Below are 24,571 nucleotides of genomic sequence, written 5' to 3'. Positions count from 1 at the left end.
GCGTCGGGTCGGGTTTTGGGACGGCGTGCTGCTGCTGCTCACCCGCACCAGCATGACCGAGTCCGAAATCCTGGCGCTCCCCGAGTGGCGTTACCGCCATTACCTGTCACGGCTGACTCAAGAAAACGACGATGGATAGCTTGGAACTGAAAGTCCGCATCGCTGCCGACCCCAGCGCCTATGAGAAGGCGCTGGCGCAGGCAACGTCTGCCACCGGTCGCAACAGCGACACCATCGGCCGCAGCCTGGCCAATGTGAACCGCTCGCTGCACGGGGTGGGACGCGAGGCCACGCTGCAGGGTAGCGCGATTGGCCGCGCCATGCGCCAGGCTGGCCAGGCCATGGCGGAGCTTGGCCGCGGCAGCTATTTCGGCCGATTGCTGGGCGACCTCTCCAAGGTACGGCGCGAAAGCCGGGAGGCGTGGCGCCAGCTTTCCACGCTGGAAAAAACCACCGAGCGGCTGCGCAAGGCGGGCGGTTTGGCGGTGGGCATGGCTGTCGGCGGATACGCGTTGAGCGGGCCGATGAAGGAGACCATGAGTTATGAGCGCCGGCTGGCGGGCATGGCCAATACGGCGTTTGCGGAGCGTAATCTGGCTGGCCGCCAGAAAGGTATGGGCGAGCTGGACAAAGCCATTCGCGGCGCGGTGCGGGTTGGTGGCGGCACGATAGATGGCGCGGCGGAGACGCTGGACAACCTGCTGGCGTCCGGAGCAGTGAGCCAGGCCACGGCCATGAAGCTGCTGCCCACGCTGCAAAAGTACTCGACAGCTAGCGGCGCGGATTCCAAAGAGCTGGGCAACATCGCCATCCGCTCGTTGCAGAGCTTCGGCATCAAGGAAGACCAGATGCCGCTGGCGCTGGATATGGCGATCAAGGCCGGCCAGGAAGGCGGTTTCGAACTCAAGGACATGTCCAAATGGCTGCCGCAGCAGATGGCGGCCGGGCGCTCCATCGGCCTGTCCGGCATGGCGGGCCTGGGCAAGTTGCTGGCGCTCAACCAGGCGGCGGTGATCACCGCCGGCACCAAGGACGAAGCCGGCAATAACCTGGTGAACCTGCTGCAGAAGATCAATAGCCAGGACACGGTTCACGATGCCAAAAAGATCGGCATCAACCTGCCCAAGGAGCTGGCGCAAGCCCGTTTGAAAAAGGGCATGGATGGCGTGGATGCTTTCGCCGCCATCATCGACAGACTGATGCAGAAGGACCCGGTGTCCAAGAAGATCGCCGCGCGGATGCAGCAGGCCAAGGCCAAGGGCGAAGACCAAGACGCGGTGTGGGAGAGTCTGCAGAACCTGCGGCAAGGCTCCATCGTGGGCAAGCTGGTTCAGGACCGGCAGGCGATGATGGCGCTATTGGCGCTGATCAACAACCGCAAGTACGTGAAGGACATCGAGGCCAAGCTGCCCAAGGCTGCCGGCACCGGGCAGACCAATTACGACCTGATCGCCGCCACGCCCGATTTCAAAGCGGATCAGCTGAAAAACGAGAAGACCATGGCGAATCAGGATGCTATGTCGCCATTGAACAAGGCGTTTGGCGACCTGGTCGACAAGATAATTCCATATGCACGCACGTTCCCGACGTTGACGACGGCAGCTGATGGAGCAGCTACTGCCATTCAAGTCTTGGGTACGGCAGTAGTAGGTGGTGGACTGTTGTCTTTTTTCACTGGAGGGCGGGGAGGGAAGGGGGGCACGCCACTTCCAGGTGGCGCGGGTGCTTCAGCGGTGGAGCAAGCCATCGCCCGCAAGCCCGGGCTGCTGGAGCAACTGGGAGTCAAACCAGTCGCGAAGGCCGAGACATTGGCCGGAGCCAAGGCCGCCGGCTGGCTGGCGGCCATTCAAACGATGATCGCTTTGCTGTACACCCCGCAGGACGAAAAAGACGAGCTGCACAAGGGCGCACAGGTGCGCACGGACCTGGAGAAGCGATACGGGAAAGGTCTGGTGGAGGCTGCACGGAACCGTTACAAGCCGTGGTACCAACTGGGCAGCTTTGACAACGAAGAAGAGCAATGGGTGCGCAAGTACCTGATGGATCAGCAGCAGGGCAAGAGCAATGAGGCCTGGCTTGCTGGTCTCAAGACCCCGGGGCCGCAGCTGCCGGTCGGCGGCGACAATCTGGCCCAGGTGTTCGGCCAGAACCAGCAAGTGACCGAGGCGCTGCTGAACCAGGTGAAGCAGACCAAGATAGGCGGCACGGTGGATGTGGTGATCCACGCGCCGCCAGGGTTGCAGGTGGAAACCCGCACCAAGCCGCTGGGCCCGACCACCACCATGAACGTGGGCCGCACCATGCAGGGGGCCAACTGATGGCGGCCAAACCGGACCCGATCTATGGCAGCTGGCGCGGCCGGCCGTTCTACTTCAAGAGCGCCGGCGCGGAGGTCGGCCGGCGCAACGTGCTGCACGAATACCCGTACCGGGACATCCCCTACGGTGAGGATCTGGGCCGCGCGGCGCGGGTGTACCGCGTCACCGCGTTGTTCATCGGCCCCACGGCCAAGCAGGATCTGCAGCTGCTGCTGGACGACCTGGAAGCGCCAGGCCCGGGCGAGCTGGATCACCCTTACCACGGCCGGCTGCTGTGCCAGCTGCAGAGCAAGGCGACGGTGCGCGATCCGGATTTTGTCGGCGGCGCCACCGAGGTGGAAATGGTGTTCGTGGAGGCCGGCCAGAACCTGGAGCCGGCCGCTACGGACGATACCGACGCCCAGCTGGACGAGGCGGCGGACGAGGCGCTGGCGACCAGCGCGGACGAGCTGTCCAGCAGCTGGTTGGACGACATCGCCGGGCTGGCTGAGGAAGCCGCAGCCGTGGTGGAGCAGGTATGCGCCACACTGGAGAGTTTCCTGGCGCCGCTGGACCAGGCGCTGGCTGCGGTGGACCGCATCATCAACGCCGTGCAACGCATCATCAACGCGCCGCTGGCGCTGGTGGGGCGAATTCAGGGCCGCATTCAGTCGCTGATCGGCCGGCTGCGCAATCCGTTTTCCGGGCTGTCCAGCTGGCGCAAGCTGCTGCGCGGCGACGTGCTGCACCCGTACCAGACGCTGGAGCCCAACCGCGGCCGGCGGCCAGCCGATGCGCCGTCCGCGGCCAGTTCCCGCCCAGGCTGGGCGGTGGCTGCCGCCCAGCGCATCGCCAGCCAGCAGCGCGCTGGCGGCGGCGCATCTTCCGGCGGAATGCCGGCTGCCGGCCGCGGCGCCGGCCAATCCAGCCTCCCGCAGACCTTGCCGCTGATGCCGCCCTCGCTTACCGACTACGTGCGCCGGGTGCTGGTGATCGAGGCGGCGCGCTCCATTCCACGCGCGCAGTTCGAGAGCAAGGCCGAACTGCAGCAGGCGCGGGAAGTGATCCTGGACGCGCTGAACGTAGAGCTGCAGGCGGCGCCGGACACGTTGTATCCGGCCATGCAGGCGCTGCGCCAGGCGGTGGCGCGCAGCTTGACGGCGCGGGCGCCGACGCTGGCGGAGCTGGACATCATCACCACCCACGCCACGCTGCCGGCGCTGGTGGTGGCCTATCAGGCCACCGGCGGCGTGGATGTGGCGGAGGACCTGGTGGCGCGCAACGGCGTGCGCCATCCCGGATTTGTGCCGGCCGGGCGGCTGGAGGTGCTGCGCGATGGCTGACGTGTGCGAGCTGCGGGTAGGCGGGCAGATTTATGGCGGCTGGACCGATATCGAGATCCAGCGCGGGCTTGAGCAGCTGGCCGGCCAGTTCAGCCTGCAGGTGACGGAGCGATGGCCAGGGCAGGAGCAGCCGCGGCCGATCGTGCCTGGGCAGCGCGCGGTGCTGACCATAGACGGCGAGCCGGTGGTGACCGGCTACGTGGACGAATGCAACCCGGGCTACGACGCGTCCAACACCTGGTTCCACGTTTCCGGCCGGGACAAAACGGCGGATCTGGTGGACAGCAGCGCCATCCACAAAACCGGCCAGTGGAAGGGTGCCAGCCTGGCCCGCATCGCCCGCGACCTGCTGGCGCCGTTTGGCGTGGAAGTGGCGGTGGGCGCGCGCGCCGGCGCGGCGAACCAGGCCATCCCTTCGTTCAACATCGAGGAGGGGGAAACGGTGTTCGACTGCATGGAGCGCGCGGCGCGGCAGCAGGCGCTGATGATGTGGACCGACGGCCGCGGCCGGCTGGTGATCGATCTGCCCGGCACCGACCACGCCCAGACCGCGCTCAACGAGGGCGACAACATCCTGCGGGCCGACGGCCGGTTCAGCTGGCGCGAGCGCTACAGCGAATACATCGTCAAAGGCCAGGCGCGCGGCCACGCCCAACACGCGGTGAAGGGCAAAGCCACGGACGCCAGCGTCACCCGCCACCGGCCGCTGATCGTGCTGGCGGAAGACAACGCCCACGGCCCCAGCGCCGCCGAGCGCGCGCAATGGGAATGCACGGTGCGCCGCGGGCGCGCCAACCGCGCCACCATCCGGGTGCAGAGCTGGCGGCAGGCCGGCGACGCTGGGCCGCTATGGGCACCCGGTCTGCGGGTGACGGTGAACGCGCCGCGGCTGCGCCTCCGCGCCGAGGCGCTGATTGTCAGCGTGACCTACCTGAAAAACGCCAATGACGGCACGGTGTGCGACCTGGAGATCGCCGACCCGCGAGCCTTCGACCTGTTGTCCGGCGTGCGCACGGCCAAGATGAGCTCGCACGGCACCAGCAAGCACGGCCTGGCCAGCGGCAAGGGCGACAAGCACGGCAAGAAGAAAAAAGACGATGACGATTGGGGCAGCCTATGAATCCGTTACAAAAAATGCGGCTGATGGTGGCGCGGGGCATCGTCAATCTGGTGAACGACGCCGGCGGCCTGCAGCTGCTGCAGATCTCCGCGCTGGACGGCGAAACCCGCGACGAGGTTGAGAGGGCGCAAAACTTCGGCGCCACCAGCCACCCGCCAGCCGGCAGCGTGCCGGTGATGGTGGCGGTGGGCGGCAGCCGCGACCACCTGGTGGCGGTGGCCGTGGACAACGAGGAGCACCGGCCCAAGGGGCTGAAGGCAGGCGAAAGCGCCACCTACAACGCCGCCGGCGTGCTGTTCCTGTTTGACGACCAGGGCAACGCCACGCTGACGTGCCGCCGCTTCATCGTCAACGCCAGCGACGGCGTGGCGGTGACGACGCCGCTGGCGACCTTCAGCCAGGCGGTGACGGTAGGCGGGCTACTCACCTACACAGCGGGCATCAACGGTACCGGCGCCGGTACATTCAGCGGCGGCTTCACCCACAGCGGCGGCGGCTTCACTTCCAACGGCATCACCCTGCACAGCCACGCCCACGGCGGCGTGCAAAAGGGCGGCGACATGTCAGGCCTGCCGGTATGAGCCGCCGCCTGGTGATAGACCTGTCCGCGCCGCTGCCGCTGGCGCTGTTTGCCGACCCGATCGACAGCGCCATCGTGCTGTCGCTGTTCTGCGATGCCCGCGCGCTGCCGGACGACCGGCAGGCCGATCCGCGCGGCTGGTGGGGCGACGTGCTGGCCGACGTGCCATATGACCGCTGGGGCTCTCGCCTGTGGTTGCTGGCGCAGCGCGCCAAGAACACGCCGCAGACGCTGCGCGACGCCGCCCACTATGCCCGGGAGGCGCTGCAGTGGATGGTGGACGACGGCGTGGCGCGCAGCCTGGACGTGTCCGCCCGCGCCGCCGGCGATGAAACCCTGCTGTTGACCATCGCCCTGGACGGCAGCGCCATCAATCTGGAGGTGACCACGTGATTCCCCGCCAAACCCTGGCCGAGATCGCCCGCCGCGTGGAGGCGGAGCTGACGCTGCAGACGGCAAGCGACCCGTTGAGGCGCAATCTGTTCACTCCGCTGGCGCGCGCGCTGGCCGGCGCGGTGCATGGCCTGTACGGCCATCAGGATTGGATCGCCCGCCAGATCCACCCGATGGAGTGCGACGAGGACGTGCTGATTTCCGTCCACGCCGCCATCTGGCTGCCGGCAGGGCGCAAGCCGCCGGCCGCCGCCAGCGGCAGCGCGCGCGCCACCGGCGCCAACAAGGCGCCACTGCCCGCCGGCGAACAACTGGCGCGGGCCGATGGCGCGCTGTTCGCCGTCGTGGACGGCGTGACGCTGCCGGACACCGGCGCGGCTGCCGCCACGGTGCGGCTGATCTGCATCCAGCCGGGCGCCGCCGGCAACACCGAGCCAGGGGCACGACTGCGACTGGTCAATCCGGTGCCGGGCATCAACGGCGAACTGGAGGTGCTGACGCCGGGGCTGTCCGGCGGCGCCGACATGGAGTCGATCGACGAGCTGCGCGCCCGGGTGATGGAGGCGCGCTACAACAGCGGCCAGGTGGGCCGCGCCCAGGACTGGGAGCTGTGGGCGCGTGAAGTGCCGGGCGTGACGCGCGCCTGGGCGGCGCCCAAGCTGCTGGGGCAGGGCTCGATCGGGGTGTATTTCGTCCGTGATGGCGATCCGGACCTGATCCCGGACGCCGCCGAGCTGGCCGCGGTGCAGGCTCATCTGGAACAGACCGGCACGCCGTTCAGCGAGATCTACGCGCTGGCCCCGGCCCGGCGGCCGGTAAATTTCCGAATCCGGCTCACTCCGGACACGCCCGCCACTCGACAGGCGGTAGCGGACGCGCTGGCGGCGCTGCTGGCCCGCGAGGCCGCGCCGGTGCAAAGCGGCACCACCACACCCGTCACCATTCCCCGCAGCCACCTGACGGAGCAGATATCCGGCGCGCCGGGCGAGTACGACCACCAGCTGCTGGCGCCGGCGGCGGACGTGGTGTGCGGGGTGGGCGAGCTGGCGGTGATGGGGAGCGTGGAATGGCTGTGACGGCGCGGCATTACCAGCAGCAGCTGGCGGCGTTGCTGCCGCCCGGCCTGGCGCTGATGGCGGAGGACGGCAGCGAGCTGGCCACGCTGTTGGCGGCGCTGGCCGCCAGGCTGGCCGATGCGGACGCCCGCGCCCAGCTACTGCTGCAGGAGTCCGACCCACGCCGCGCGGTGGCGCTGCTGCCGGAGTGGGAGACCAGCCTGGGCCTGCCGGACGCGTGCACCGTGGGCGAGCAGACACTGCTGGCGCGCCAGCAAGCGGTGGTGGCCACACTCACCGATGCCGGCGGCGCGCGCGTGCCGCGCTTCCTGCAGCTGGCGGCGCGGCTGGGCTATCCCGGCGCCACCATCACCCGGTTCCGTTACCACACCTGCGAAATGAGCTGCGAGGATGCGCTGCAGGATATCGGCTGGCGGCATACCTGGAGGCTCAATGTGCCGGCCGGCACGCGGGTGGTGGAGGCGACGACGGAGTCGGGAGCGGACGAGCCGCTGCGGACGTGGGGCGATACGTTGATGGAGTGCGTGATCCGGCGCGAAACGCCGGCCGTCAGCACGGTTTTGATTGCATATGGAGGCGAGCAATGAGGCGAGTAGGCGATAACCGCAACCCGGTGCGGGATAAGTTCGGCCAGGGCAAACACGGGTTCGGCCCTGGCAATCCGCAAACCGGCCAGCCGGCCACCACGCCGGGCTATGAGCTTTTCGACAGCTGGCAGGAGGAAATGGCCAGCGTGGTGGAGGGCGCGGGGTTCGCGCTGAAGCCCGAGCAGAGCAACCAGCTGCTGCAGGCGATTCAACAGATCGCCTGGGGCGGCGTTGTGAGCCGGCCGACCACCTTGGCAGGCTACGGCATCACCGATGCCGCGTGGCGAGATCCCGAGCGGCGCGTCTGGGGCGCCGCATTCCGCGCGAACAAAGGCGACCCGGCGGATTTGGGTGGCGATGGGGCACCGGTCGGGTTCGCGTTTGATGTCGATGGCGACACTGGATTGTTTGCCACGAAAGGAAGCGAGCCCGGCCGCGGGACGGTCAAGCTGATGCTGAAGATCGACAACGTAGAGCAGCTGGCCATCACCAACGATGGGGCGCTGTACGCCCGCCAATATGGTTTGCTGCATGAGAAGTTTGCGGCCAAGGCCGATCTGCAAAATGTGGTGGCCGGCGCGCCGGCGGCGATGAACAATCTGCAGAAGCTGGCGGCGGCATTGGGCAACGATCCAGCCTTCAGCGCCACGATGAGCCGGCAGCTGGCCAGCAAGGTAGACGTCACAATGTTCGACGGCGGACGGCCCTACCAGAAACGGCCGGGCGGCCTGGTCGAACAGTGGTTCTCGGTGCCGTTCAGCAGGCGGGACGAGCTGATCAGTGTAGTGTTCCCGACCGCGATGGCCGAGGTGTACGGCGTCTGGCCATCGGTTCTCGATGCGGAGGGGGAAGTAATGGCGCTACTCGCCGCCCCGCCAACATCAACGGGCTGCACACTGCGTACACGCGGCGTCTATGGTGGACCACCTGATGCCGGGACGATTTACATCTATGCGTTTGGCAAGCTGTAGGAGGGAAGGGGCATGTATTTTTCAGCTTCGACATGTGGTTGCTATGATCGCGAGAGCACGTGCCGGCCGAGTGATGCAATCGAAATACCGCAGGCCATGTATGTGGCTCTGATGAACGCCCAAACGGCCGGGGCGGAGATCTGCGTGGACGACAAAGGCCAACCGGTGGCGCGGCCGCGGCCGGCGGCGACCGCCGATGAGCTCGCGGCGTTGGCCAGGCAGCAGCGGGATGGGCTGTTGAACTCCGCGCTGGCGGTTCTGGATCGGCATGAACAGCAGAAACGGTATGGGCTGTCGCCGACCTTGACCGACGAGCAGGCCCAGCAGTGGGCCGTCTATGTACAAGGGCTGCGTGACGTGCCGCAACAGGGCCAGTTCCCTACGCAAATCGACTGGCCGCGCGCGCCGGCGTGATGCTGTATGTATTTTTGTCCCGACCCGCTCCCGAGCGGGTTTTTTTATACGTAGTTTTAACTAGAACTGAGTTATGAACCACGATGAACCACTATGCAGATATCACAAATCGGACGCCTCACCGAGCACCTGATGGCCTTGCTGGAAAAGCTCGTGTGGGTCGATGACATGGCAGGCCTGCGGCAGTTTGTTGCCGAGTGGGGCCGGGTGTTGCCTGACGGTACGCGTGCCGTTCTGGCCATTGAGCGGGGTGGCACGGTCCTCATTCTGGCAAACGTGGGCTGGGATGAGCAGTGGCTGGCCGGCTACGCTCGCATTGGCGCCCAGGAGCTGGACCCGGTATGGCATGGCCAGCCTGGCCAGCTGCTGCTGTGGTCCAAGCTGCTCGCCGGCAGCAGCGATCCGACGCTACGCCGGTTCATCCAGGCCGCCGCCAACAACAACATGCTGAACGGCGTCAGCTGGATGGAGCAGCACGGCGATGTGAGGCTGGTGCTGTCGTTCGCCGGCGCCGCGGTCGAGCGAGATCCGCTGTCACTGCATCTGATGGAGGCCCTGGCGCCGGCCGTGATGGCCGTCACCTTGAGACTGCGGTATCGGCAGCCAGATCTCTCGGGCCTAGATAAACGTGATTGTCACATCCTGCAGCACATGCTGGAGGGCCTGGCTGATGCGGATATCGCCGGCGCCGTGGGTGTTTCTGTACGTACGGTACGGGATAGGCTGAATAAAATCAGGATGTTGCACTCCGCGAGAAATAGGGTGGAACTGGTCGGGAGGCTATTCAATATCAGTACAGATTTGACATCTGCATAGATAGAAAATGCAAAATATGATGTCAGTTGTGCGATTGTCTGGAACGTAAACGAGGGTAAAAATTAGCTGGCATAACAAGAGGGCACCGTGATGAGCCAGCTATACAGCACCTTACCAACGACCGGCCACTGCTCGCTCGCAGTCGGCCAAATCCTGCCGGAAGTGCGCGCCCTTCCGGTCCCGCCCGGCGTAGTCCTTGCGTTGATAGGCGTTCAGGAAATCCACCATGTTCACCAGCGCGGCGCGGCAGTCAGGAAAACCCGCGCTGGACGGCCACGCATTCAGCTGTTGTTCGGTGTCGCGCCGCAACCGCTGCAGAGCCACCAGATCCTTTGCTTCCCCCGCCCGGTTGATCTCGTCTCGGGCGACGTGCAGCCAGTCCAGCAGCGCGCGTGCATCGTCCCGCGGCGCCGCTGTGGCTGGCAGGGCGATGAAGAGGGCAAGGAGGGAAAGGGCGGCCGAATTCACTTGTTGATCCAGTCCCGCATGAACTGCATCAGGATGGAGCGCTTGCCGCGAGGGAGCTGCTCGAACAGCGCCAGCAACTCGCGCTGATCATCGTCAAGCAGCGGTTCCGCTATGTGCAGCTCCACTGGTGAAAAACTCAGTTCCATTTCCCCACGACCGGTTGCCAGCCATTCGTAGCTGATGCGCAGTACGTCCGCGATGCGGGAAAGGTTTTCCGACGTCGGTTCAGTCTGGCCGTGCTCCCACTGGCTGACAGAGGACTGGTTCACGCCCACTTCGGCGCCAAGCCAGTCTTGTGAGCGTTTGCGTGCCCGACGGGCCATTTTGATGCGTTGTCCCATGTTCATTAGCTCATTTTATTAGCGGACTAATAAATAAAAAAATAAGCATTGCTGTTGACTACGTATATTAGCTGCGCTAATAATTATGGCATTGGCAACCATGAGAGCGCAGATGAACACGGTACGAGAGGCTCGCCAGCTTTTGAAGCTGAGCCAAAAGCAGCTGGCGGGGAAATGTGGGTGCAGCCAGGGGCGCATCGCCCAACTGGAAAACGGCAATGGGAAAGCCTCGCCAGAGCTCGCACGACGGATTGCTGCTGCGCTGGATATCCCGGTGCTCAACGTGTTGTACCCGAGCAAATGAAGTGCGCCGCCGGCACGGGCTAGGTGCAGGCGGCGCGGGTGGTGCTGTTACTACGGTGTGGCAACTGCAGTATCGGCACCTGTTTGACCCACGACAAGTGGGAACCAACAGGAGTTAACACAAATGAACACTTCCATGGCGGCAACCCTGCCGTCAGCCCCGGCTGACGTGTTTGGCGCGCTGCACCTCTCGGCCAAAACTTTTGGCATCACCAAGCTGGCGAACTTGCTGCGCGTCTCCGCCGGCGTGCTGACCAACAAGCTGGCGCCTGGCGCCCATCACCATAAAACCACGCTGGACGACTTTGTCCATGTGCTGCACGCCACCGGCGACCTGTCTCCGCTGGACGCGTTGTGCCGGATGTTCGACAGCGCGCGCTACCAGCTGCCCCGGCTCGCAAACGTCTCGGACTCGGCGTTGCTGGATCTGGTGAACAAGGTCCACGCCGAAGCTGGCGACGTGCACAGCTGCATGAACGATGCGCTGGCTGACGGCATCGTCACCCAGGACGAGTTCAACGAGTTCAACCGGGAAACGATGGAGTGGATCGCCGCCATCGTCGAGTTGCGCAATCGGTTCGGCAGCCTGGTGGTGAAGCCATGCGACGGCAACTCGCTCTCCCACTCGACCCCGGCACTGCAGAGCTGACCGAGCAGGCGCTGCGCGTGGCGCATAAGCGCGCCAGGCTGCGGCAATCGTTCGAATCCGCAATGGACAACCCGGCGCTAGCGATCTGCATCAGGCGTATCGCGCTGGCCATGTTGAGGAGCAAGCGGTGATGAGCAACCTGATTCAACTATTTACCCCCGGCCACCAGAACCGTAGCGGCCGATTCTGCATCGCCCTAGGCGAAGACGCGGTGATCTACGGCGCGGCCGATATCGCGTCAATCAGCTTCCACCGAGCAGGGCAGGGCCTGGAGGTGGAGCACATGGCGGTGGGGCAGCCCCGGCAACGCCTGCCGGTGATGCCCGGGGAAGAGATCCAGCTCATGGTGGGCGGCAAGCGCCTCCTGCTGTGGATACAAGCGGTAACGGCCACCCAGGTGGTGGTGGATGCCGCGGAAGAAGTGGGCGCAGACCTGGCCCTGATCGTCATGCCGGCCACAGCCTGACGATTTCGAGGAGAACCACATGAAACGCTATCTCACGCCGGCGGAACGGCATCAGCTGTTCAGCGCCGCCTACAAAACCAACGACGATTTGGCCCAACGGGATTACCACCTGATGAGCGCGCTGTACTACAGCGGCTGCCGTATCAGCGAGTTCCTGGCCGCGTCCCTGGCCGATACCTGGGATGCACTGAAGACCGGCTATCTCTACATCCCGGCCGAACACCGCAAGGGCCGCACAAAAGACCATTCCGTGCTGCTGACCAAGCCGCTGCGCATGCACCTGGTGGCGCTGCTCAACATGAACCCGTCGCAGAACGGCGCCGATCCGCTGATCGCCGGCCGCTTCGGCGAAGCGCTGACGGCGCGCGCTGTACAGCTGCGGTTCAAGCACTGGGCGGAGGAGGCGGGCATCACGCTGCCGGTGTCCCCGCACTGGATGCGGCACACCCGCGCCATGGACATTGTGCGCAACAGCGAGGCGAAGGAGCCGCTGCTGATCGTCAAGAGCACCCTGGGCCATTCCAGCCTCAACAGCACGGCGATCTATGCGGCCCCGAGCCGCGAGGAGATCGAGCGGGAGCTGGAGGCGTTGGACGGCAATGGCGGCCAGCGCACCACTCGGGCCCAGCTGCGCAGCCGCTATCAGCGGAGGGCAGGGTGATGCGTGACGCCAACGTCCGCTGCTGGACGCCCGACAACACCGACCGCCGTCCGCTGGCGCTGCTGGCCAGCCCGATCGATCCGAACGGCCGCATGAAGCTCGCGGTGCTCAACCGCCAGCGCGTGGCCGCCCGCCGCGCCGCTGAGGAGCGCATGGCCATTCGGCAGGCCCGGAGGAAGGACGCATGAGCCTGTACAGCAACGCGATTCAGCACCACGTCCGCCAGCACCTCGCCACGCTCACCGCGCTGGACCGGCAGCAGGAGCATTTTGACCGCATCGACACGGTAGCCGCCGACATCAACGCGAGAGCGGTAGAGCTGCAGGCCGAGCCGGTTTACCACCCTGGCGGCGGCGCCTTCATCCGCATCAGCCGCCCGCCGCCGGCCGGCGTGCTGATTCCGGTCTGCGCCGATCACTCGCTGCGCCTGGTGGCACAAGGCCACTACTGGCTGCTGGTGCCCGCCGGCGAAGCAGAACACCCATCCATCCAGCTGCTGCTGGCCAATTGAAAACTGGAGATCCACATGAAAACCCAACTGACCCGTACCCCCCGTGAAATCCGTCGTCTGTCCGGCCTGAACCAACAAGAGTTCTGGAGCCGCATCGGCGTTACCCAGTCAGGCGGCAGCCGCTACGAAAACGACCGCAACATGCCGCGCCCGGTGCGCACCCTGCTGAATGTTGTCCACGTCCACCAGATCGACCTGGGCCTGATCACGTCGGCGAATGCGGCCGCGGTGCGCGCGCTGCTCGCTGGCCACCTTGACGTGTCCGAGCTGATGGAGTGCCAGCTGGCCGCCAACCGCCTGGAGCAACGGGCCCGGGAATTCGACCGCGAGGCCAGTCAGCTGTTGGGCCGCATCCGGGGCGAGACGGACGGCACGGAGGCGGACCGCGTGCTGGCCGCAAACTGCCTGGAACAGCAAGCCCACGATTTTGACCACGACGCCAACCAGCTGCTGGGCCGCATCCGCGGCGCGTCGATCGGCATGGAACTGGGGCGCGCGGAATGACCACCGCCATCATCGAAACCGTTTCCGGCCGCCTAGTGGACCTGCTCCATCCGTCGCAGGCCGACATCGACATCCAGGATATTGCCCACCACCTGGCGCATATCTGCCGCTTTGGCGGCGCCTGCCGGCCGTTCTACAGCGTGGCCGAGCATTCGGTGCGGGTGGCGGGCATCCTGCCGCCGCGGCTGATGCGGGCCGGGCTGCTCCACGATGCGCAAGAAGCCTACATCGGCGATGTGGTAACGCCGCTGAAGCGGGTGCTACCGAGCTATCAGTACACGGAGGGCCTGGTGGCCGCGGCGGTGGAGGCGCGCTACGGCCTGCAGCTGAGCGAGGAGGACAGGGCGGCTATCCGCCGCGCCGATCTGGTGCTGCTGGCCACCGAGCGGCGCGACCTGATGCCGCAGTCTGGGGTGGAGTGGCCGATTCTGGCGGGGGTGGCTCCCCTGCCGGAGCTTATCAAACCGATGTCGATGGAGCAGGCCGCGGCGCGCTTCGTGTCGTTGTTCGAGGAAACTGCGCAGCTGGATCTGATCGGCGCATGAAACAAAAGGTGTGGCAATGGCGAATATCAAAACCTTACTTCCGTTCAGCGCCGACCGGCGCGCCTTCCGCAGCTTTGGCCACGCGATCGTGGCCGAGAGGGGCCTCGTGGCGGTGGCGCCGCTGCATGCGCTGGATGGATCGCTGCTGGGCCTGGTGGACGGATGTCCGGTGCCATGGGGCGAGGCGTGCGCGGTGATCGATGCGGACGTGCCCGGTGCCGAGGTGGAGCTGGACAATCAGGACTTCACTGACGTGGTGGCGCGCCTCGCCACCGTCGCAGTGTCCGGCTGGCGCATGGCGGCGCTGCCGGCGCTGCGCGCGGTGCTGTTCGCCCACGACTCGGGCCTACGGGTGGCGATCGCCGCCGACCTGGCGCTGGCCGGCGCCACACCTGCCTACCGATAAGCGAGAACACCATGGCACAGAATCCGCGCATGGCGGAGTGGTTCGCTCGCCTGAAAGAGCTGGATCTGCATGAAGTAGCGGCACGCTTGGGGATGCGGCAGGACGGTGGCCGAGGCAACTACTTCAGCCCCGCGCGCAAGGAAAAACAGCCCAGTTTGTCGATCCATGGGGCTGACAAGGGCCGGTACGGAGCAGGCTGGAAGGATCACACCACGGGGCAGGGCGGCACAACCATCGATCTAGTGATCTACGCTGGCCTGGCCGGCGATCATATGGAAGCGGCCCGGCTGCTGGGGGATTGGTTCGGCCTGCCGATACCGTCGTCGGACACGCCGGCGGCGCCGGTGCGCAGATCGACGGAGGAGTGGATTGCGGATCGATGCCTGCAGGAAACCGAGCCCGTGCTGGAATACCTGCGCGGCCGAGGTATCACCGAGGAGGTGTTGGTACGGGCGTTGAAGAACAAGGCCATCGGCTGGAACAACTGGACATCCAACAAGGTGCCGGCCGGCGAGCCCGGCCATGGCGGCGCGGCCGCGGCTTTCATCGTCCGGACGCTGAACCCGGGGCGCGTGGTGGCCGTGGACATGCGCTACCAGGAACCGGACCTGAACGGCGGCGTGAAAACCCAATGCCAGGGCGAAAAAAGCGGCTACGGCTGGTACAGCGATCTGAACCGGCTGAAGCGCGCCCACACCATTTACGTCGTGGAGTCACCGATCAACGCGCTGTCGGTGGAGAGCTGCTACTGGCCGGAGGGCTACGCCGCCTATGCCGTCCGCGGCGTGGCCAACGTGGACACCATCGACTTCTCGTTCCTGCGCGGCAAGAAAGTGTTGATCGCGCTGGACCACACCGACAAGGTGAACGAGAAGACCGGCAAACGCCCAGGCTTGGCCGCCGCCTGGCGGTTGAACGAGCGACTGACGGCGATGGATATCGCCAACCGATTCGTCAACATGCTGGACTGGAACGAGGGCCAGGACATCAACGATGTGCTGCAGGACGGCGGCGCCGGAGAGCTTGGCGCGCGGCTGAAGCAGATCGAACCCTGGTTGATCCCCGGCAATCCGGCCTGCAGCGCCGACGAGGCCCACGGCCGGCGCCGGATATTTCTGCCTCCCTTGGACTGGAGCATCTACTGGCGATTCCGCCAGTCCGATGATTTCACCCAGTACGTGCAGGAGTTCAAGGATCACGAAGACGACGGCGGCAACAAGCGCCGTAGCGAGGAAATGGCCGACCTGTGCGGCTTTCGCATCGCCGGTCTGAGCCGTCTGCGCATTCAAAGCCATCCGGCAACCATCAATGGCACACCGGACAATCAGCCGGAAACCGTGTTTGGCGTGAGCGCCCAAGTTCCGCGCCATGGCAGCACGCTGCAGCGCGCGGTGATCACCGACGACAAGATTTTTTCATTGGATTGGTGGGCCGGCCGCTTCGGCTACATCTGGAAACCCAAGGAGTTCGCCCGAATGATTTCGATCCTGGAACGCACCGCCGACATCGGCGCCCGCGACGTTGTCAATTTCGTCGGCCTGGCGTGGCGCGGCGGTGAGCTTGCAGCGCTGGAAGGCAACGATTGCTATTTCACCGAGCCGGCCAAGCAGTGCCTGTATCACAACCTGTCCTTCCCCCGCGGCGGTAAGCAGGCCGCGCGGCAGGTGATTGCCGCCTACCAGGAGACGTTCACCCACAACGCCGCGGCCATCCCCATGGTGTGGGCGCTGGGCGCGCACCTGAAGATGCTGATCGGCTTCTATCCGCACTTCGAAATGCAGGCGGACAAAGGCTCCGGCAAATCGAAGTTGATGGAGGGCATGCAGCGCAGCTTTTCGTTTCAAGTGCTGTCTGGGCAGATGCTGAAGACCGACCACCGCCGGCGGGCGTCGGTGTCCTATACCACCAACCCGGTGGGCTGGGATGAATTCTCCAAGCTGCCGAAGAGCATTTTGACCGACATCGACGGTCTGCTGCAGAGCACATACCGCTTCGAGTTCACCCGGATCGGCGCCGCGCTGACGCCGTACCTGATGTGCGCGCCGGTGCTGCTGGCCGGCGAAGAGGTGGATATCCAGAGCCTGCAGTCCAAGGTCTGCCGCTCCAAGCTGACGGTGGAACGGCAGGGGCCGATGATCCCGCACGAGCTGCCGCAGTTTCCCGTCTGGCCGTGGCTGCAGTTCTTGGCCGGCACCGAGCCGGCGCGTATCCGCGACCTGCACAAATCCATGCTGCGGTTCTGCCAGGCGAAGAGCCGTTCCGGCGATGGCGACGCCACGAGCAACCGGATGATGGAGAACTACGCCGCCATCCTGGCCGCCTGGCATCTGCTCTGCGAGTTCGCCGAGATCGACGCCGTCCAGGGGCATTTCATCGAGGACCTGCTGGCGGAGATGAACAGCCATCTATCCGAGACCGACGGCACGCGCCTGCCTTGGGTGCGCATCATGGAAATCGCCCTGTCCGAGCTTGACGCGCGCCGCTTCGACCACCCGTATGCCTGGGAGGAGGCGCCGGACGACGAGGGCAAAGTGGACATGCTGCTGTATATCCGGCCGAACCACATCATGGACCATATCTCCACCGCCAATCATTTGCGTGCCAAGTTCGATGGCCTGCCGGTGAAGACCGGCCGCATTTTCAAGAGCCAGCTGCTGGGCAGCGGCGTGGTTGCGACACGGAAGGGCGAGATGCTGGACGACGTGGAGAAAACCATCGATAGGCGGCGGATCGGCCACATGACGGCCATCAGCCTGAACAAACTGGAGGCGCTGGGCTTGTCGGCGGCGCCGGAGATCAAGCGGGATATTCCATGACAACGCAGATAACAAGGCCTGCACTTCGCTATCACGGGGCCAAATTCCGGCTTGCACCGTGGATTATCAGTTTTTCCCGCCGCATCAGACTTATGTCGAGTCGTTCGGCGGCGCGGCCGGTGTGTTGCTTCAGAAGCCGCTGAAGAGAGAGGTGAGGTATGGAGTCGATGTATGAAATGCCTATTTCCAGTGAAACCTTGAGTCCGGAGGAACTGGCTGCCATCACAGGCGGCGCGCGTCGCAAGGATCAAGTGGACTGGTTGAAGAATAATCATTGGATCTACCACACCACCCGCGCCGGCGCGCCGGTGGTGGGCAGGCTGTACGCCAGGCTGAAGTTGTCCGGCATCAATCCGAGTGGATTGCCTGGTTCCGAGCGGTGGGTTCCTGATATGGGACGCGTGAGGTAATGGCGATGCGGAGAAAAAAATCCGGCTGGGACCTGCCTCCCAGAATGCTGAGGCGGCAGCGAAAGCTCAAGAACGGCAAGGTGTGGGTGGGCTATTACTACAACGGCCGGGACGCTGACGGCCAGCGTAAGGAGTTTCCGCTGGGCAGCGTTTTGAATGAGGCTAAGCGCAAATGGGCAGAGTTTGAATGCAAGCCGGCGGCTGTGGAAACGGGCCGTATGGGCTTTATTTTTGATCGTTATGAAAAGGAAGTGATCCCCGGCAAGGCGCCAAAGACCCAGCGGGAGAATTTCCTTTGCTTGCGTCAGCTCCGGCCGGTGTTTGATACCGCGCCGGTCGATGCGATTACCCCTCAGCATGTGGCGCAATATCGGGACAAGCGGACGGCCAGGGTTCGCGCGAACAGGGAAATCGCTCTGCTGTCTCACGTGTTCAACATGGCGCGGGAGTGGGGCTATACGTCGCGGGAGAACCCGGTCCGGGGTGTGAGGAAGAACAAAGAGACGCCGCGCGATTTTTATGCCAGTGCGGACGTGTGGGACGCTGTTTACGCTCAGGCTTGCGAGGAGCTGCAGGATGCCATGGACCTGAGCTACTTGACCGGCCAGCGACCTGGTGACGTGCTGAAAATGCGGGAGACGGATGTTAGGGATGGTGCGTTGGAGGTCAAGCAGAACAAGACCCGCGCCAGGCTGAGCATCCAGCTTTACCGGGCAGATGGCAGCCGGACGGAGCTGGGCCTGCTGTTGGACCGGATCCGTGCCCGCCCTCGCAAGGTGCGCAGTTTGTTCCTGATCGCAACGCCGGCCGGCCAGCCGCTGAACCAGTGGACGTTGCGCAGCCGCTTCGATACTGCCCGCGCCGCCGCGGCGGAGAAGGCAGAAGAGGGAAAGACGCCGGAGGGGCTGGCACTGGCAGAGCGGGTGAGGGCATTCCAGTTTCGTGACATCCGGCCCAAGGCGGCCAGCGAGATCGAGGATCTGGAGTCGGCCAGCGCACTGTTGGGCCACACAGACAAGGAGATCACCAAGAAGGTCTATCTCCGGGTTGGCCAGAAGGTCAAACCCACACGGTAGGCGTCAGAAACGGCAATGGCCCAAGCAGATGCTTGGGCCATTTTTTTGGCGGAAGCGGTGGGATTCGAACCCACGGATGGTTTCCCATCGCTGGTTTTCAAGACCAGTGCCTTAAACCACTCGGCCACACTTCCAAACAGTCTAGTTGCGGAAACGATTTCCGAATTGCGGAAATGGACCCTTGTATTTACTGGCGTTCAGGGGGGATGCAACAGTTTTCAAGACCGTTGCATTAAACCACTCTGCCACGCTTCCCGATTCGGTAAGAGCCCGCAATTCTATAGCGAATCGCCGCTTTTGACTAGAGGGCGGCGGCGTTGGCGGCCAGCATTTCGGCCGCGTGCTCGCGCGTGGTCTGCGTCAGTTCGGCGCCGCCCAGCATGCGGGCGATTTCCAGCACCCGCTGTTCGGCGTCCAGTGGTGCGATGCGGCTGAGCACCTGGCCCTTCTGTTCGCGCTTGCTGACCTGCCAGTGATGGCGGCCGCAGGACGCCACTTGCGGCAGGTGGGTGATGCACAGCACCTGATAGCGTTGGCCCAGTTCGCGCAGCATGTGGCCTATCACTTCGGCCACCCGGCCGCCTATGCCGACGTCCACTTCGTCGAAGATCAGCGTCGGCACGCTGGCCACCTGGCTGATCACCACCTGCATCGCCAGGCTGATACGCGACAGTTCGCCGCCGGAGGCCACCTTGGCCAGCGGGCGCAGGCTGGTGCCGGCGTTGGCCGCCACCAGGTACTCTATCGACTCCATGCCGTGGGCGCCCGGCTCGGCCAGCGCCGACAATTCGATGGCGAAGCGGGCGCCGCCCATCGCCAGCCGCTGCATTTCCTTGCCTATGCGTTCGGACAGTTCGCTGGCGGCCTGGCGGCGCTTGCCGGACAGCGCCTCGGCCAGCGTGCGATAGCGGGCCAGGCTGGCGGCCTCGGCCACGCTGAGCGCCTCGACGTCGACGCTGGCCTCCAGCGCGGCCAGCTGCTGCTGCCAGTCGGCCAGCTTGTCGGCCAGGTCGGCCGGCTGCACGCGGTATTTGCGCGCGGCGCTCATCAAGAGGTCCAGCCGGCGTTCCATCTCGGCCAATTGGCTCGGGTCCTGGTCGATGTCGCTGGCGTAGTCGCGCAGGCTGTACACCACTTCGCGCAGTTCGGCGTCCACCGAGTCCAGCAGCGAGAGCGTGTCGGCAAGCCGGGGGTCGAGGTTGGCCAGCTTGGACAGCCGGTTCTGCACGTGGGCCAGCTGGGTCAGACAGCTGTTGTCCTGTTCGGACAGCATGTCCACCGCCAGCTCGGCGCTTTGCACCAATTCGGCGGAGTGGGAGAGACGGGTGTGGTTCTGGCTCAGCGTGTTCCATTCGTCCGGCTGCAGGTTCAGCTCGCTCAGTTCGCCTATCTGCCAGGTCAGCCGTTCGCGCTCCACTTCCGATTCGCGCGATAGTCGTTCGGCGTCCTGGCGCGCCTGACGCGCGGCCTGCCATTCCTGCCACACCTTGTGGGTGTCGCGCGCCAGCGCGGTGGAGCCGGCGTAGGCGTCCAGCAGCTGGCGCTGGGTCTCGCTCTTCATCAGAGACTGGTGGGCGTGCTGGCCGTGGATGTCGACCAGGAACTCGCCCAGCTGCTTCAGCTGCGCCAGCGTGGCCGCCTGGCCGTTGACGAAGCTCTTGGAGCGGCCGCCGCGGTCCACCAGCCGGCGCAGCAGCAGCACGCCCTCGTCGCCGGCCAGCTCGTTGCCGGCCAGCCAGGCTTCCACTTCGGGACGCCGTTCCAGCGAGAATTCTGCGGTGATTTCGGCGCGCTCGGCGCCTTCGCGCACCTGGGCGCCCTCGGCGCGGTCGCCCAGCAGCAGGCCTAGCGCGTCCAGCATGATGGATTTGCCGGCGCCGGTCTCGCCGGTCAGCACGGTGAAGCCGGCGGCGAAGTCCAGCGCGATGCTGTCGACGATGACGAAATCCTTGACGGTCAGCGAGAGAAGCATGGTGTGGTCTGTTCCGTTCAGATCAGGCGCTCGCCCCAGTGCAGCTTGTGGCGCAGCATGTCGTAGTAGTTGTATCCCTCGGGGTGAAGGATGCGCAGCGGGTTGCGGTAGCGACGGATCAGCACCCGGTCCATTTCCATCAGGTCGCAGTGCAGTTGGCCGTCGAAGTGCACGCGCGCGTCCAGGCCGCGGGTCAGCATGAACTCCACTTCACAGGAGTCGTTGACGGCGATCGGGCGGTTGGACAGCGACTGCGGGCAGATCGGCACCAGCGCGATGGCCTGCAGCGTCGGGTGCAGGATGGGGCCGCCGGAGGCCAGCGAGTAGGCGGTGGAGCCGGTGGGCGTTGACACGATCAGGCCGTCGGAGCGCTGGCTGTAGACGAACTGGTTGTCGATGAAGACTTCGAACTCGATCATCGAGCCCACCGCGCCGCGGCTGAACACCACGTCGTTGAAGGCCAGCGCGCTGGCCACCTCGGCTTCCTCCCGGACGACGGCTGCCTGCAACAGGATGCGGTCCTCCGGCACGAACTGGCCGTGCAGGATGGCGTCGACCGAGCTGAGCATCTCGTGCAGCGGGATGTCGGTCATGAAGCCCAGCCGGCCCTGGTTGATGCCGACCAGCGGCACGCGGTACGGGGCCAGCAGGCGGGCTATCGACAGCATGGTGCCGTCGCCGCCGAGCACGATGCACAGATCGGCCAGCTTGCCCATGTCGTTGCGGTCTATCAGTACGTGGCCGTTGGCTTCGTCCGGACCCACGCTTTCCTTGTCGATCAGCACCGTGGCGCCGCCGGCGGCCAGGTGGTCGGCCAGCAGCAACAGCGACGGCGTGATGCCGGGCTTGCTGTGACGGGCTACCAGGCAAATATGTTTGAACAGTCGTTCCATGCGGCGATTCTACTGGGTCGGCGGCGTTTCTGTGAGGGAAATATCCTTGTTGCGCTTTTTGCCTGTGGCTTCCAGCGCTTTCAGGTAGAAGCGGATCAAGTCGGCCAGCGAATCCACGCCCAGCTTGCTGAACAGATTGGCGCGGTGCACTTCGATGGTGCGCGGCGACAAATCCAGTTCGCGGGCGATCTCCTTGCTGGACAGGCCGTCGGCCACCAGTTCCAGCACTTCGCGCTCGCGGCCGCTGATACGCGACAGCTGGGTCATCACTTCCTGGGTTTCCTCTTCCTGCTGGTGCTGCTGGATGCTGATCAGGATGCACTTGCGCAGGCTGGAAATCAGCCGGGCCTGGTCGATTGGCTTGGTCAGGAAGTCGTTGGCGCCGTTCTGGAAGGCCCGGCGGCACTGTTCGATGTCGCCGTGGCCGGTGATGAACACGATGGGGATGTGGATGCCGCGCTCCAGCAGCTGTTCCTGCAACGCCAGGCCGGTGATCTGCGGCATGCGGATGTCCAGCACCAGGCAGCAGATCTGGTTGCCCTGGTAGTCGTCGAGAAACTCCATCGCGTTGGGATAGGTGACGGTGCGCATGCCCTGGGCCGTGATCAGCATGGCCAGGGAGTCCAGTACCGCCGTGTCGTCGTCCACGATGAAGACGGTAGGGGTGGTGTTTTGCATCAGGCTTCTACTCCGGAAGGTACGGCCATGCTGCGCGCCGCGCATGGCAGGTCGATGATGAACTCCGCGCCGGATCCGGGCTTGTTGCCAGCGCTCAACTTGCCGCCGAAAGCTTCGATCGCGGTCTGGCAGATCGCCAGGCCCAGCCCCATGCCGTTGGGCTTGGTGCTGAAGAAGGGATCGAAAATCCGGTCCAGCTTGTCGGCCGGAATGCCGCTGCCGTTGTCGCTGATGATCAGTTGCACCCGCTCTCCTTGTTTACGGGTGGTGATGTTCAGCCGCCCCCATGGCCGGGTATGCTCCATGGCTTCCACCGCGTTGCGCGCCAGGTTCAGCACCACTTGTTCCAACTGGATAGTGTCAGCGTATACCACTGGCAACTCGGGCGCGAAGTTTTGCTCAATGTGGATGTCGTGATCCTGCAATTCGTAATCCAGCAGCGACAGCGCGTTGTGTACAGCCTGATTCAACTGTACCGGCGCCAGTTGCTGGTTCTTTCTGGTGACGAATTCGCGCAGCCGGTGGATGATGCGGCCGGCGCGGTCCGCTTGCTTGACCGACGAGGTCAGCGCGCGGCGCAGCATGGCCATGTCGATCTCGTCGTCGTCCAGCAGGCTGAGGCCGGCCTGACAGTAGCTCATGATGGCCGACAGCGGCTGGTTGATTTCGTGGGCGATGCCGGAGGCCATCTCCCCCATTGTATTGATGCGAGCCACCCGCGCCAGTTCCATTTCGTGCTGGCGCAGCCGGGTTTCGCTGGCTTCCAGCGCGGCCAGCATGCGACGGCGTATCGGCGCGGTGTCGCGGAAGGTGAGCACTGCGCCGATCAGCTGGCCGTTGCGGCCGAGCAACGGCGCCACCGAGCCCTCCACCAGCAATTTCTCGCCGCTATGGCGCTTCAGGTAGCAGTTCTGCGCCAGGTGGACCACTTGCCGGCTGGCGATAGCCTGCTCCATCGGATCCTGCGTCGGCTGGCGCGAGAACTCGTAGTGCAGCGGCGCCACCTGCTGCAGCCGGCGCTGCAGCGCCTGGGCGGCGGGCAGGCCCAGCAGCGTTTCCGCCGCCGGATTCAGGTACTGGATGATCTGGCGGGTGTCGACGCTGATGACCGCGTCGCCGATGCCGCGCAGCGCCACGCTGGCGTATTCGCGTTCGCGGAAGATGTCGTCCTGTATCTGCTCGCGCGCCTGGCGGTTGTATTCCAGCAGCGACAGCGCCATCCACAGCAGATAGGCCGGAACCAGCGCGAACAGCATGCACAGCGCCAGCTCGGCGGCGGATAGGCGCTCGAACTGCAGCTGCCGCTCCAGCACCAGGTCGTAGGGCAGCGACGACAGCGCGCCGCGATGGCTGAGCCGCGGCAGCAGCCGGGCCAGCCGGCCGCCATCGCGCTCGACGGCCAGGCGCAGCGGCGCGGCGTCGCCGTCCCGGCGCAGCAATTGCAGCGAGTAGCGTCCGGCCAGCGACGGCGGCAGGGCCAGCAGCGGTTTCAGGTACAGCACCTGCATCACCACGCCGGCGGCCTGCTCGATGCGCACCATGGGCACCGGCGACGGCGGCGCGATGCGGTAGACGGTCTGGAACAGCGCGATGCCGAACTCGCCATTGCGCAGCCGCAGCGTCGGCGACGAGGCCTGCAGATGGCCAAGCGCCCGGTTGATCGACGAGGACAATACGCTGTCGTTCAGCAGATCCAGGCCCATTTCGCGCCAGTCGGTCGAGCCCAGGCCAGGCTCGGCCATGCTCAGCGGCAGGTAGCGCGAGCGCGGCGGGGCCGGGCGCCAGGCGGCCGGGTCGCGCCAGTCGTTGTGCTGGCCGTGCAGGTAGTCGAGGAGGGTGTAGCGCTTGCCCAGCCGTTGCGACAGCCGCGCTTCGAAATCCGCCCGCTGTTCCTGGCCGACCAGCGGCTGGTAGCCGATGAAATAGAGCTGCGGCTGGTTTCGCGTGGCCGTGAGCGCCAGCGCGCGGATGCGCTCCTGGCCGTCGTCGCGGGCGCGGGCGGCGATGTCGGCCGCCTCGGCCTGCAGCAGTTCGCTGCCGCGCAGCCGGTGGCTGCTGTTTTGCAGCAGCAGCTCGGTCGCCTGGTGGAAGGCCTGGCGTTGCTGGCGCAGATCCTGCAGCAACGCATGGGCCAGCAGCAGGCCGAAAGCCAGCAGCCAGCACAGGGCGCCCAGCCATTTGCTGCGCGGGGTGGAGGCGCGCAGCAACTGCAGATGGGTCTTGAGCGCGCGAAGAGGAGAGGGGCGGGGCACTTCAACGTCTGGCATGCTTCTGG

27 protein-coding genes, 1 tRNA gene and 1 pseudogene are annotated in these 24,571 nt (G+C 65.3%); 22 read left to right on the top strand and 7 right to left on the bottom strand.

The window, feature by feature from the left end; genetic code table 11:
• The first annotated feature begins 131 nt into the window (after positions 1-131).
• From CXB49_RS10540 to CXB49_RS10495, 10 genes are all read left to right on the top strand, one after another.
• Positions 132-2,318: a phage tail tape measure protein gene (locus CXB49_RS10540; protein ID WP_101708352.1), complete on the top strand. Its 2,187-nt coding sequence runs from the start codon at positions 132-134 to the stop codon at positions 2,316-2,318.
• Positions 2,318-3,640 (top strand): DNA circularization protein, encoded by a 1,323-nt coding sequence (locus CXB49_RS10535; RefSeq protein ID WP_101708351.1) that lies wholly within the window; start codon positions 2,318-2,320, stop codon positions 3,638-3,640. Before CXB49_RS10540 ends, CXB49_RS10535 begins: the two co-directional genes overlap by 1 nt.
• The gene (locus CXB49_RS10530) at positions 3,633-4,760 is read left to right on the top strand and encodes a phage baseplate assembly protein (RefSeq protein ID WP_101708350.1); all 1,128 of its coding nucleotides are present in this window, start codon (positions 3,633-3,635) and stop codon (positions 4,758-4,760) included. Before CXB49_RS10535 ends, CXB49_RS10530 begins: the two co-directional genes overlap by 8 nt.
• Positions 4,757-5,341 (top strand): phage baseplate assembly protein V, encoded by a 585-nt coding sequence (locus CXB49_RS10525; RefSeq protein ID WP_101708349.1) that lies wholly within the window; start codon positions 4,757-4,759, stop codon positions 5,339-5,341. The genes CXB49_RS10530 and CXB49_RS10525 overlap by 4 nt, the downstream gene beginning before the upstream one ends.
• Positions 5,338-5,733 carry a phage GP46 family protein gene (locus CXB49_RS10520; protein ID WP_101708348.1) on the top strand — a complete coding sequence of 132 codons (396 nt, stop codon included), beginning with the start codon at positions 5,338-5,340 and terminating at the stop codon, positions 5,731-5,733. The genes CXB49_RS10525 and CXB49_RS10520 overlap by 4 nt, the downstream gene beginning before the upstream one ends.
• The gene (locus CXB49_RS10515; RefSeq protein ID WP_101708347.1) at positions 5,730-6,809 is read left to right on the top strand and encodes a baseplate J/gp47 family protein; all 1,080 of its coding nucleotides are present in this window, start codon (positions 5,730-5,732) and stop codon (positions 6,807-6,809) included. Before CXB49_RS10520 ends, CXB49_RS10515 begins: the two co-directional genes overlap by 4 nt.
• Complete coding sequence (locus CXB49_RS10510; protein WP_101708346.1) at positions 6,800-7,396, top strand: YmfQ family protein; 597 nt, start codon at positions 6,800-6,802, stop codon at positions 7,394-7,396. The genes CXB49_RS10515 and CXB49_RS10510 overlap by 10 nt, the downstream gene beginning before the upstream one ends.
• On the top strand, positions 7,393-8,367 hold the full coding sequence (locus CXB49_RS10505) for a hypothetical protein (RefSeq protein WP_101708345.1): 975 nt from the start codon (positions 7,393-7,395) through the stop codon (positions 8,365-8,367). Before CXB49_RS10510 ends, CXB49_RS10505 begins: the two co-directional genes overlap by 4 nt.
• A gap of 12 nt (positions 8,368-8,379) precedes the next feature.
• Entirely contained in the window at positions 8,380-8,781 is a 402-nt protein-coding gene (locus CXB49_RS10500) for a phage tail assembly chaperone (protein WP_101708344.1), read from the top strand.
• 93 nt (positions 8,782-8,874) lie between these two features.
• A complete protein-coding gene (locus tag CXB49_RS10495) occupies positions 8,875-9,597 on the top strand; it encodes a LuxR C-terminal-related transcriptional regulator (RefSeq protein WP_101708343.1) in 723 nt (240 codons plus the stop codon).
• A gap of 111 nt (positions 9,598-9,708) precedes the next feature.
• Here CXB49_RS10495 and CXB49_RS10490 read toward each other — a convergent pair whose 3' ends face one another.
• A complete protein-coding gene (locus CXB49_RS10490; RefSeq protein WP_101708342.1) occupies positions 9,709-10,065 on the bottom strand; it encodes a hypothetical protein in 357 nt (118 codons plus the stop codon).
• Positions 10,062-10,406 carry a helix-turn-helix domain-containing protein gene (locus CXB49_RS10485; protein ID WP_158300744.1) on the bottom strand — a complete coding sequence of 115 codons (345 nt, stop codon included), beginning with the start codon at positions 10,404-10,406 and terminating at the stop codon, positions 10,062-10,064. Before CXB49_RS10485 ends, CXB49_RS10490 begins: the two co-directional genes overlap by 4 nt.
• Before the next feature lie 112 nt (positions 10,407-10,518).
• Here CXB49_RS10485 and CXB49_RS10480 point away from each other — a divergent pair, with 112 nt between their 5' ends.
• The 12 genes and pseudogenes from CXB49_RS10480 to CXB49_RS10420 all read left to right on the top strand — a co-directional run bounded on the left by CXB49_RS10480 (position 10,519) and on the right by CXB49_RS10420 (position 18,753).
• Positions 10,519-10,710, top strand: coding sequence for a helix-turn-helix transcriptional regulator (locus tag CXB49_RS10480; RefSeq protein WP_158300743.1), 192 nt, complete (start codon positions 10,519-10,521; stop codon positions 10,708-10,710).
• Between the two features lie 123 nt (positions 10,711-10,833).
• On the top strand, positions 10,834-11,358 hold the full coding sequence (locus CXB49_RS10475; protein ID WP_101708339.1) for a phage regulatory CII family protein: 525 nt from the start codon (positions 10,834-10,836) through the stop codon (positions 11,356-11,358).
• Positions 11,359-11,488: 130 nt separating this feature from the next.
• Positions 11,489-11,824, top strand: a complete 336-nt coding sequence (locus tag CXB49_RS10470) for a hypothetical protein (RefSeq protein ID WP_101708338.1) — start codon at positions 11,489-11,491, stop codon at positions 11,822-11,824.
• 19 nt (positions 11,825-11,843) lie between these two features.
• A complete protein-coding gene (locus CXB49_RS10465) occupies positions 11,844-12,485 on the top strand; it encodes a tyrosine-type recombinase/integrase (RefSeq protein ID WP_101708337.1) in 642 nt (213 codons plus the stop codon).
• Positions 12,485-12,673, top strand: a complete 189-nt coding sequence (locus CXB49_RS10460; protein WP_101708336.1) for a hypothetical protein — start codon at positions 12,485-12,487, stop codon at positions 12,671-12,673. The genes CXB49_RS10465 and CXB49_RS10460 overlap by 1 nt, the downstream gene beginning before the upstream one ends.
• A complete protein-coding gene (locus tag CXB49_RS10455) occupies positions 12,670-12,996 on the top strand; it encodes a hypothetical protein (RefSeq protein ID WP_101708335.1) in 327 nt (108 codons plus the stop codon). The genes CXB49_RS10460 and CXB49_RS10455 overlap by 4 nt, the downstream gene beginning before the upstream one ends.
• A 15-nt stretch (positions 12,997-13,011) precedes the next feature.
• Positions 13,012-13,204, top strand: a pseudogene (locus CXB49_RS10450) (helix-turn-helix domain-containing protein); the annotation flags it as partial.
• A 292-nt stretch (positions 13,205-13,496) separates the two neighbouring features.
• On the top strand, positions 13,497-14,045 hold the full coding sequence (locus CXB49_RS10445; RefSeq protein ID WP_101708334.1) for a phosphohydrolase: 549 nt from the start codon (positions 13,497-13,499) through the stop codon (positions 14,043-14,045).
• A gap of 16 nt (positions 14,046-14,061) precedes the next feature.
• Positions 14,062-14,451, top strand: coding sequence for a hypothetical protein (locus CXB49_RS23445; RefSeq protein WP_158300742.1), 390 nt, complete (start codon positions 14,062-14,064; stop codon positions 14,449-14,451).
• Between the two features lie 11 nt (positions 14,452-14,462).
• Positions 14,463-17,267 carry a toprim domain-containing protein gene (locus tag CXB49_RS10435; RefSeq protein ID WP_199406826.1) on the top strand — a complete coding sequence of 935 codons (2,805 nt, stop codon included), beginning with the start codon at positions 14,463-14,465 and terminating at the stop codon, positions 17,265-17,267.
• A gap of 158 nt (positions 17,268-17,425) precedes the next feature.
• Entirely contained in the window at positions 17,426-17,677 is a 252-nt protein-coding gene (locus CXB49_RS10425; RefSeq protein WP_199406825.1) for a DUF4224 domain-containing protein, read from the top strand.
• Between the two features lie 5 nt (positions 17,678-17,682).
• The gene (locus tag CXB49_RS10420) at positions 17,683-18,753 is read left to right on the top strand and encodes a tyrosine-type recombinase/integrase (protein WP_101710675.1); all 1,071 of its coding nucleotides are present in this window, start codon (positions 17,683-17,685) and stop codon (positions 18,751-18,753) included.
• A gap of 46 nt (positions 18,754-18,799) precedes the next feature.
• Here CXB49_RS10420 and CXB49_RS10415 read toward each other — a convergent pair.
• The 5 genes from CXB49_RS10415 to CXB49_RS10395 form a co-directional block, all read right to left on the bottom strand.
• Positions 18,800-18,887 (bottom strand) — tRNA-Ser (locus CXB49_RS10415).
• Positions 18,888-19,054: 167 nt separating this feature from the next.
• Positions 19,055-20,725: a DNA repair protein RecN gene (gene recN, locus CXB49_RS10410; RefSeq protein WP_101708331.1), complete on the bottom strand. Its 1,671-nt coding sequence runs from the start codon at positions 20,723-20,725 to the stop codon at positions 19,055-19,057.
• A 17-nt stretch (positions 20,726-20,742) separates the two neighbouring features.
• Complete coding sequence (locus CXB49_RS10405; RefSeq protein WP_101708330.1) at positions 20,743-21,618, bottom strand: NAD kinase; 876 nt, start codon at positions 21,616-21,618, stop codon at positions 20,743-20,745.
• Positions 21,619-21,627: 9 nt separating this feature from the next.
• Complete coding sequence (locus CXB49_RS10400; RefSeq protein ID WP_101708329.1) at positions 21,628-22,296, bottom strand: response regulator transcription factor; 669 nt, start codon at positions 22,294-22,296, stop codon at positions 21,628-21,630.
• Positions 22,296-24,563 (bottom strand): ATP-binding protein, encoded by a 2,268-nt coding sequence (locus tag CXB49_RS10395; protein ID WP_158300741.1) that lies wholly within the window; start codon positions 24,561-24,563, stop codon positions 22,296-22,298. Before CXB49_RS10395 ends, CXB49_RS10400 begins: the two co-directional genes overlap by 1 nt.
• Between the last annotated feature and the right edge of the window lie 8 nt (positions 24,564-24,571).

Origin of the sequence: Chromobacterium sp. ATCC 53434 (assembly GCF_002848345.1) — a bacterium.
Classification (GTDB): Bacteria; Pseudomonadota; Gammaproteobacteria; order Burkholderiales; family Chromobacteriaceae; genus Chromobacterium.
The sequence above is the reverse complement of the archived record's forward strand: the minus strand, read 5'-3'. Positions and strand labels throughout refer to the sequence as shown.

Coding starts and splice junctions, on each gene's coding strand:
- CXB49_RS10540 (WP_101708352.1), top strand. CDS start 132: ATGGATAGCTTGGAACTGAAAGTCCGCATCGCTGCCGACCCCAGCGCC.
- CXB49_RS10535 (WP_101708351.1), top strand. CDS start 2,318: ATGGCGGCCAAACCGGACCCGATCTATGGCAGCTGGCGCGGCCGGCCG.
- CXB49_RS10530 (WP_101708350.1), top strand. CDS start 3,633: ATGGCTGACGTGTGCGAGCTGCGGGTAGGCGGGCAGATTTATGGCGGC.
- CXB49_RS10525 (WP_101708349.1), top strand. CDS start 4,757: ATGAATCCGTTACAAAAAATGCGGCTGATGGTGGCGCGGGGCATCGTC.
- CXB49_RS10520 (WP_101708348.1), top strand. CDS start 5,338: ATGAGCCGCCGCCTGGTGATAGACCTGTCCGCGCCGCTGCCGCTGGCG.
- CXB49_RS10510 (WP_101708346.1), top strand. CDS start 6,800: ATGGCTGTGACGGCGCGGCATTACCAGCAGCAGCTGGCGGCGTTGCTG.
- CXB49_RS10505 (WP_101708345.1), top strand. CDS start 7,393: ATGAGGCGAGTAGGCGATAACCGCAACCCGGTGCGGGATAAGTTCGGC.
- CXB49_RS10500 (WP_101708344.1), top strand. CDS start 8,380: ATGTATTTTTCAGCTTCGACATGTGGTTGCTATGATCGCGAGAGCACG.
- CXB49_RS10495 (WP_101708343.1), top strand. CDS start 8,875: ATGCAGATATCACAAATCGGACGCCTCACCGAGCACCTGATGGCCTTG.
- CXB49_RS10485 (WP_158300744.1), bottom strand. CDS start 10,406: ATGGGACAACGCATCAAAATGGCCCGTCGGGCACGCAAACGCTCACAA.
- CXB49_RS10480 (WP_158300743.1), top strand. CDS start 10,519: ATGAACACGGTACGAGAGGCTCGCCAGCTTTTGAAGCTGAGCCAAAAG.
- CXB49_RS10475 (WP_101708339.1), top strand. CDS start 10,834: ATGAACACTTCCATGGCGGCAACCCTGCCGTCAGCCCCGGCTGACGTG.
- CXB49_RS10470 (WP_101708338.1), top strand. CDS start 11,489: ATGAGCAACCTGATTCAACTATTTACCCCCGGCCACCAGAACCGTAGC.
- CXB49_RS10465 (WP_101708337.1), top strand. CDS start 11,844: ATGAAACGCTATCTCACGCCGGCGGAACGGCATCAGCTGTTCAGCGCC.
- CXB49_RS10460 (WP_101708336.1), top strand. CDS start 12,485: ATGCGTGACGCCAACGTCCGCTGCTGGACGCCCGACAACACCGACCGC.
- CXB49_RS10455 (WP_101708335.1), top strand. CDS start 12,670: ATGAGCCTGTACAGCAACGCGATTCAGCACCACGTCCGCCAGCACCTC.
- CXB49_RS10445 (WP_101708334.1), top strand. CDS start 13,497: ATGACCACCGCCATCATCGAAACCGTTTCCGGCCGCCTAGTGGACCTG.
- CXB49_RS23445 (WP_158300742.1), top strand. CDS start 14,062: ATGGCGAATATCAAAACCTTACTTCCGTTCAGCGCCGACCGGCGCGCC.
- CXB49_RS10435 (WP_199406826.1), top strand. CDS start 14,463: ATGGCACAGAATCCGCGCATGGCGGAGTGGTTCGCTCGCCTGAAAGAG.
- CXB49_RS10425 (WP_199406825.1), top strand. CDS start 17,426: ATGGAGTCGATGTATGAAATGCCTATTTCCAGTGAAACCTTGAGTCCG.
- CXB49_RS10420 (WP_101710675.1), top strand. CDS start 17,683: ATGCGGAGAAAAAAATCCGGCTGGGACCTGCCTCCCAGAATGCTGAGG.
- recN (WP_101708331.1), bottom strand. CDS start 20,725: ATGCTTCTCTCGCTGACCGTCAAGGATTTCGTCATCGTCGACAGCATC.
- CXB49_RS10405 (WP_101708330.1), bottom strand. CDS start 21,618: ATGGAACGACTGTTCAAACATATTTGCCTGGTAGCCCGTCACAGCAAG.
- CXB49_RS10400 (WP_101708329.1), bottom strand. CDS start 22,296: ATGCAAAACACCACCCCTACCGTCTTCATCGTGGACGACGACACGGCG.
- CXB49_RS10395 (WP_158300741.1), bottom strand. CDS start 24,563: ATGCCAGACGTTGAAGTGCCCCGCCCCTCTCCTCTTCGCGCGCTCAAG.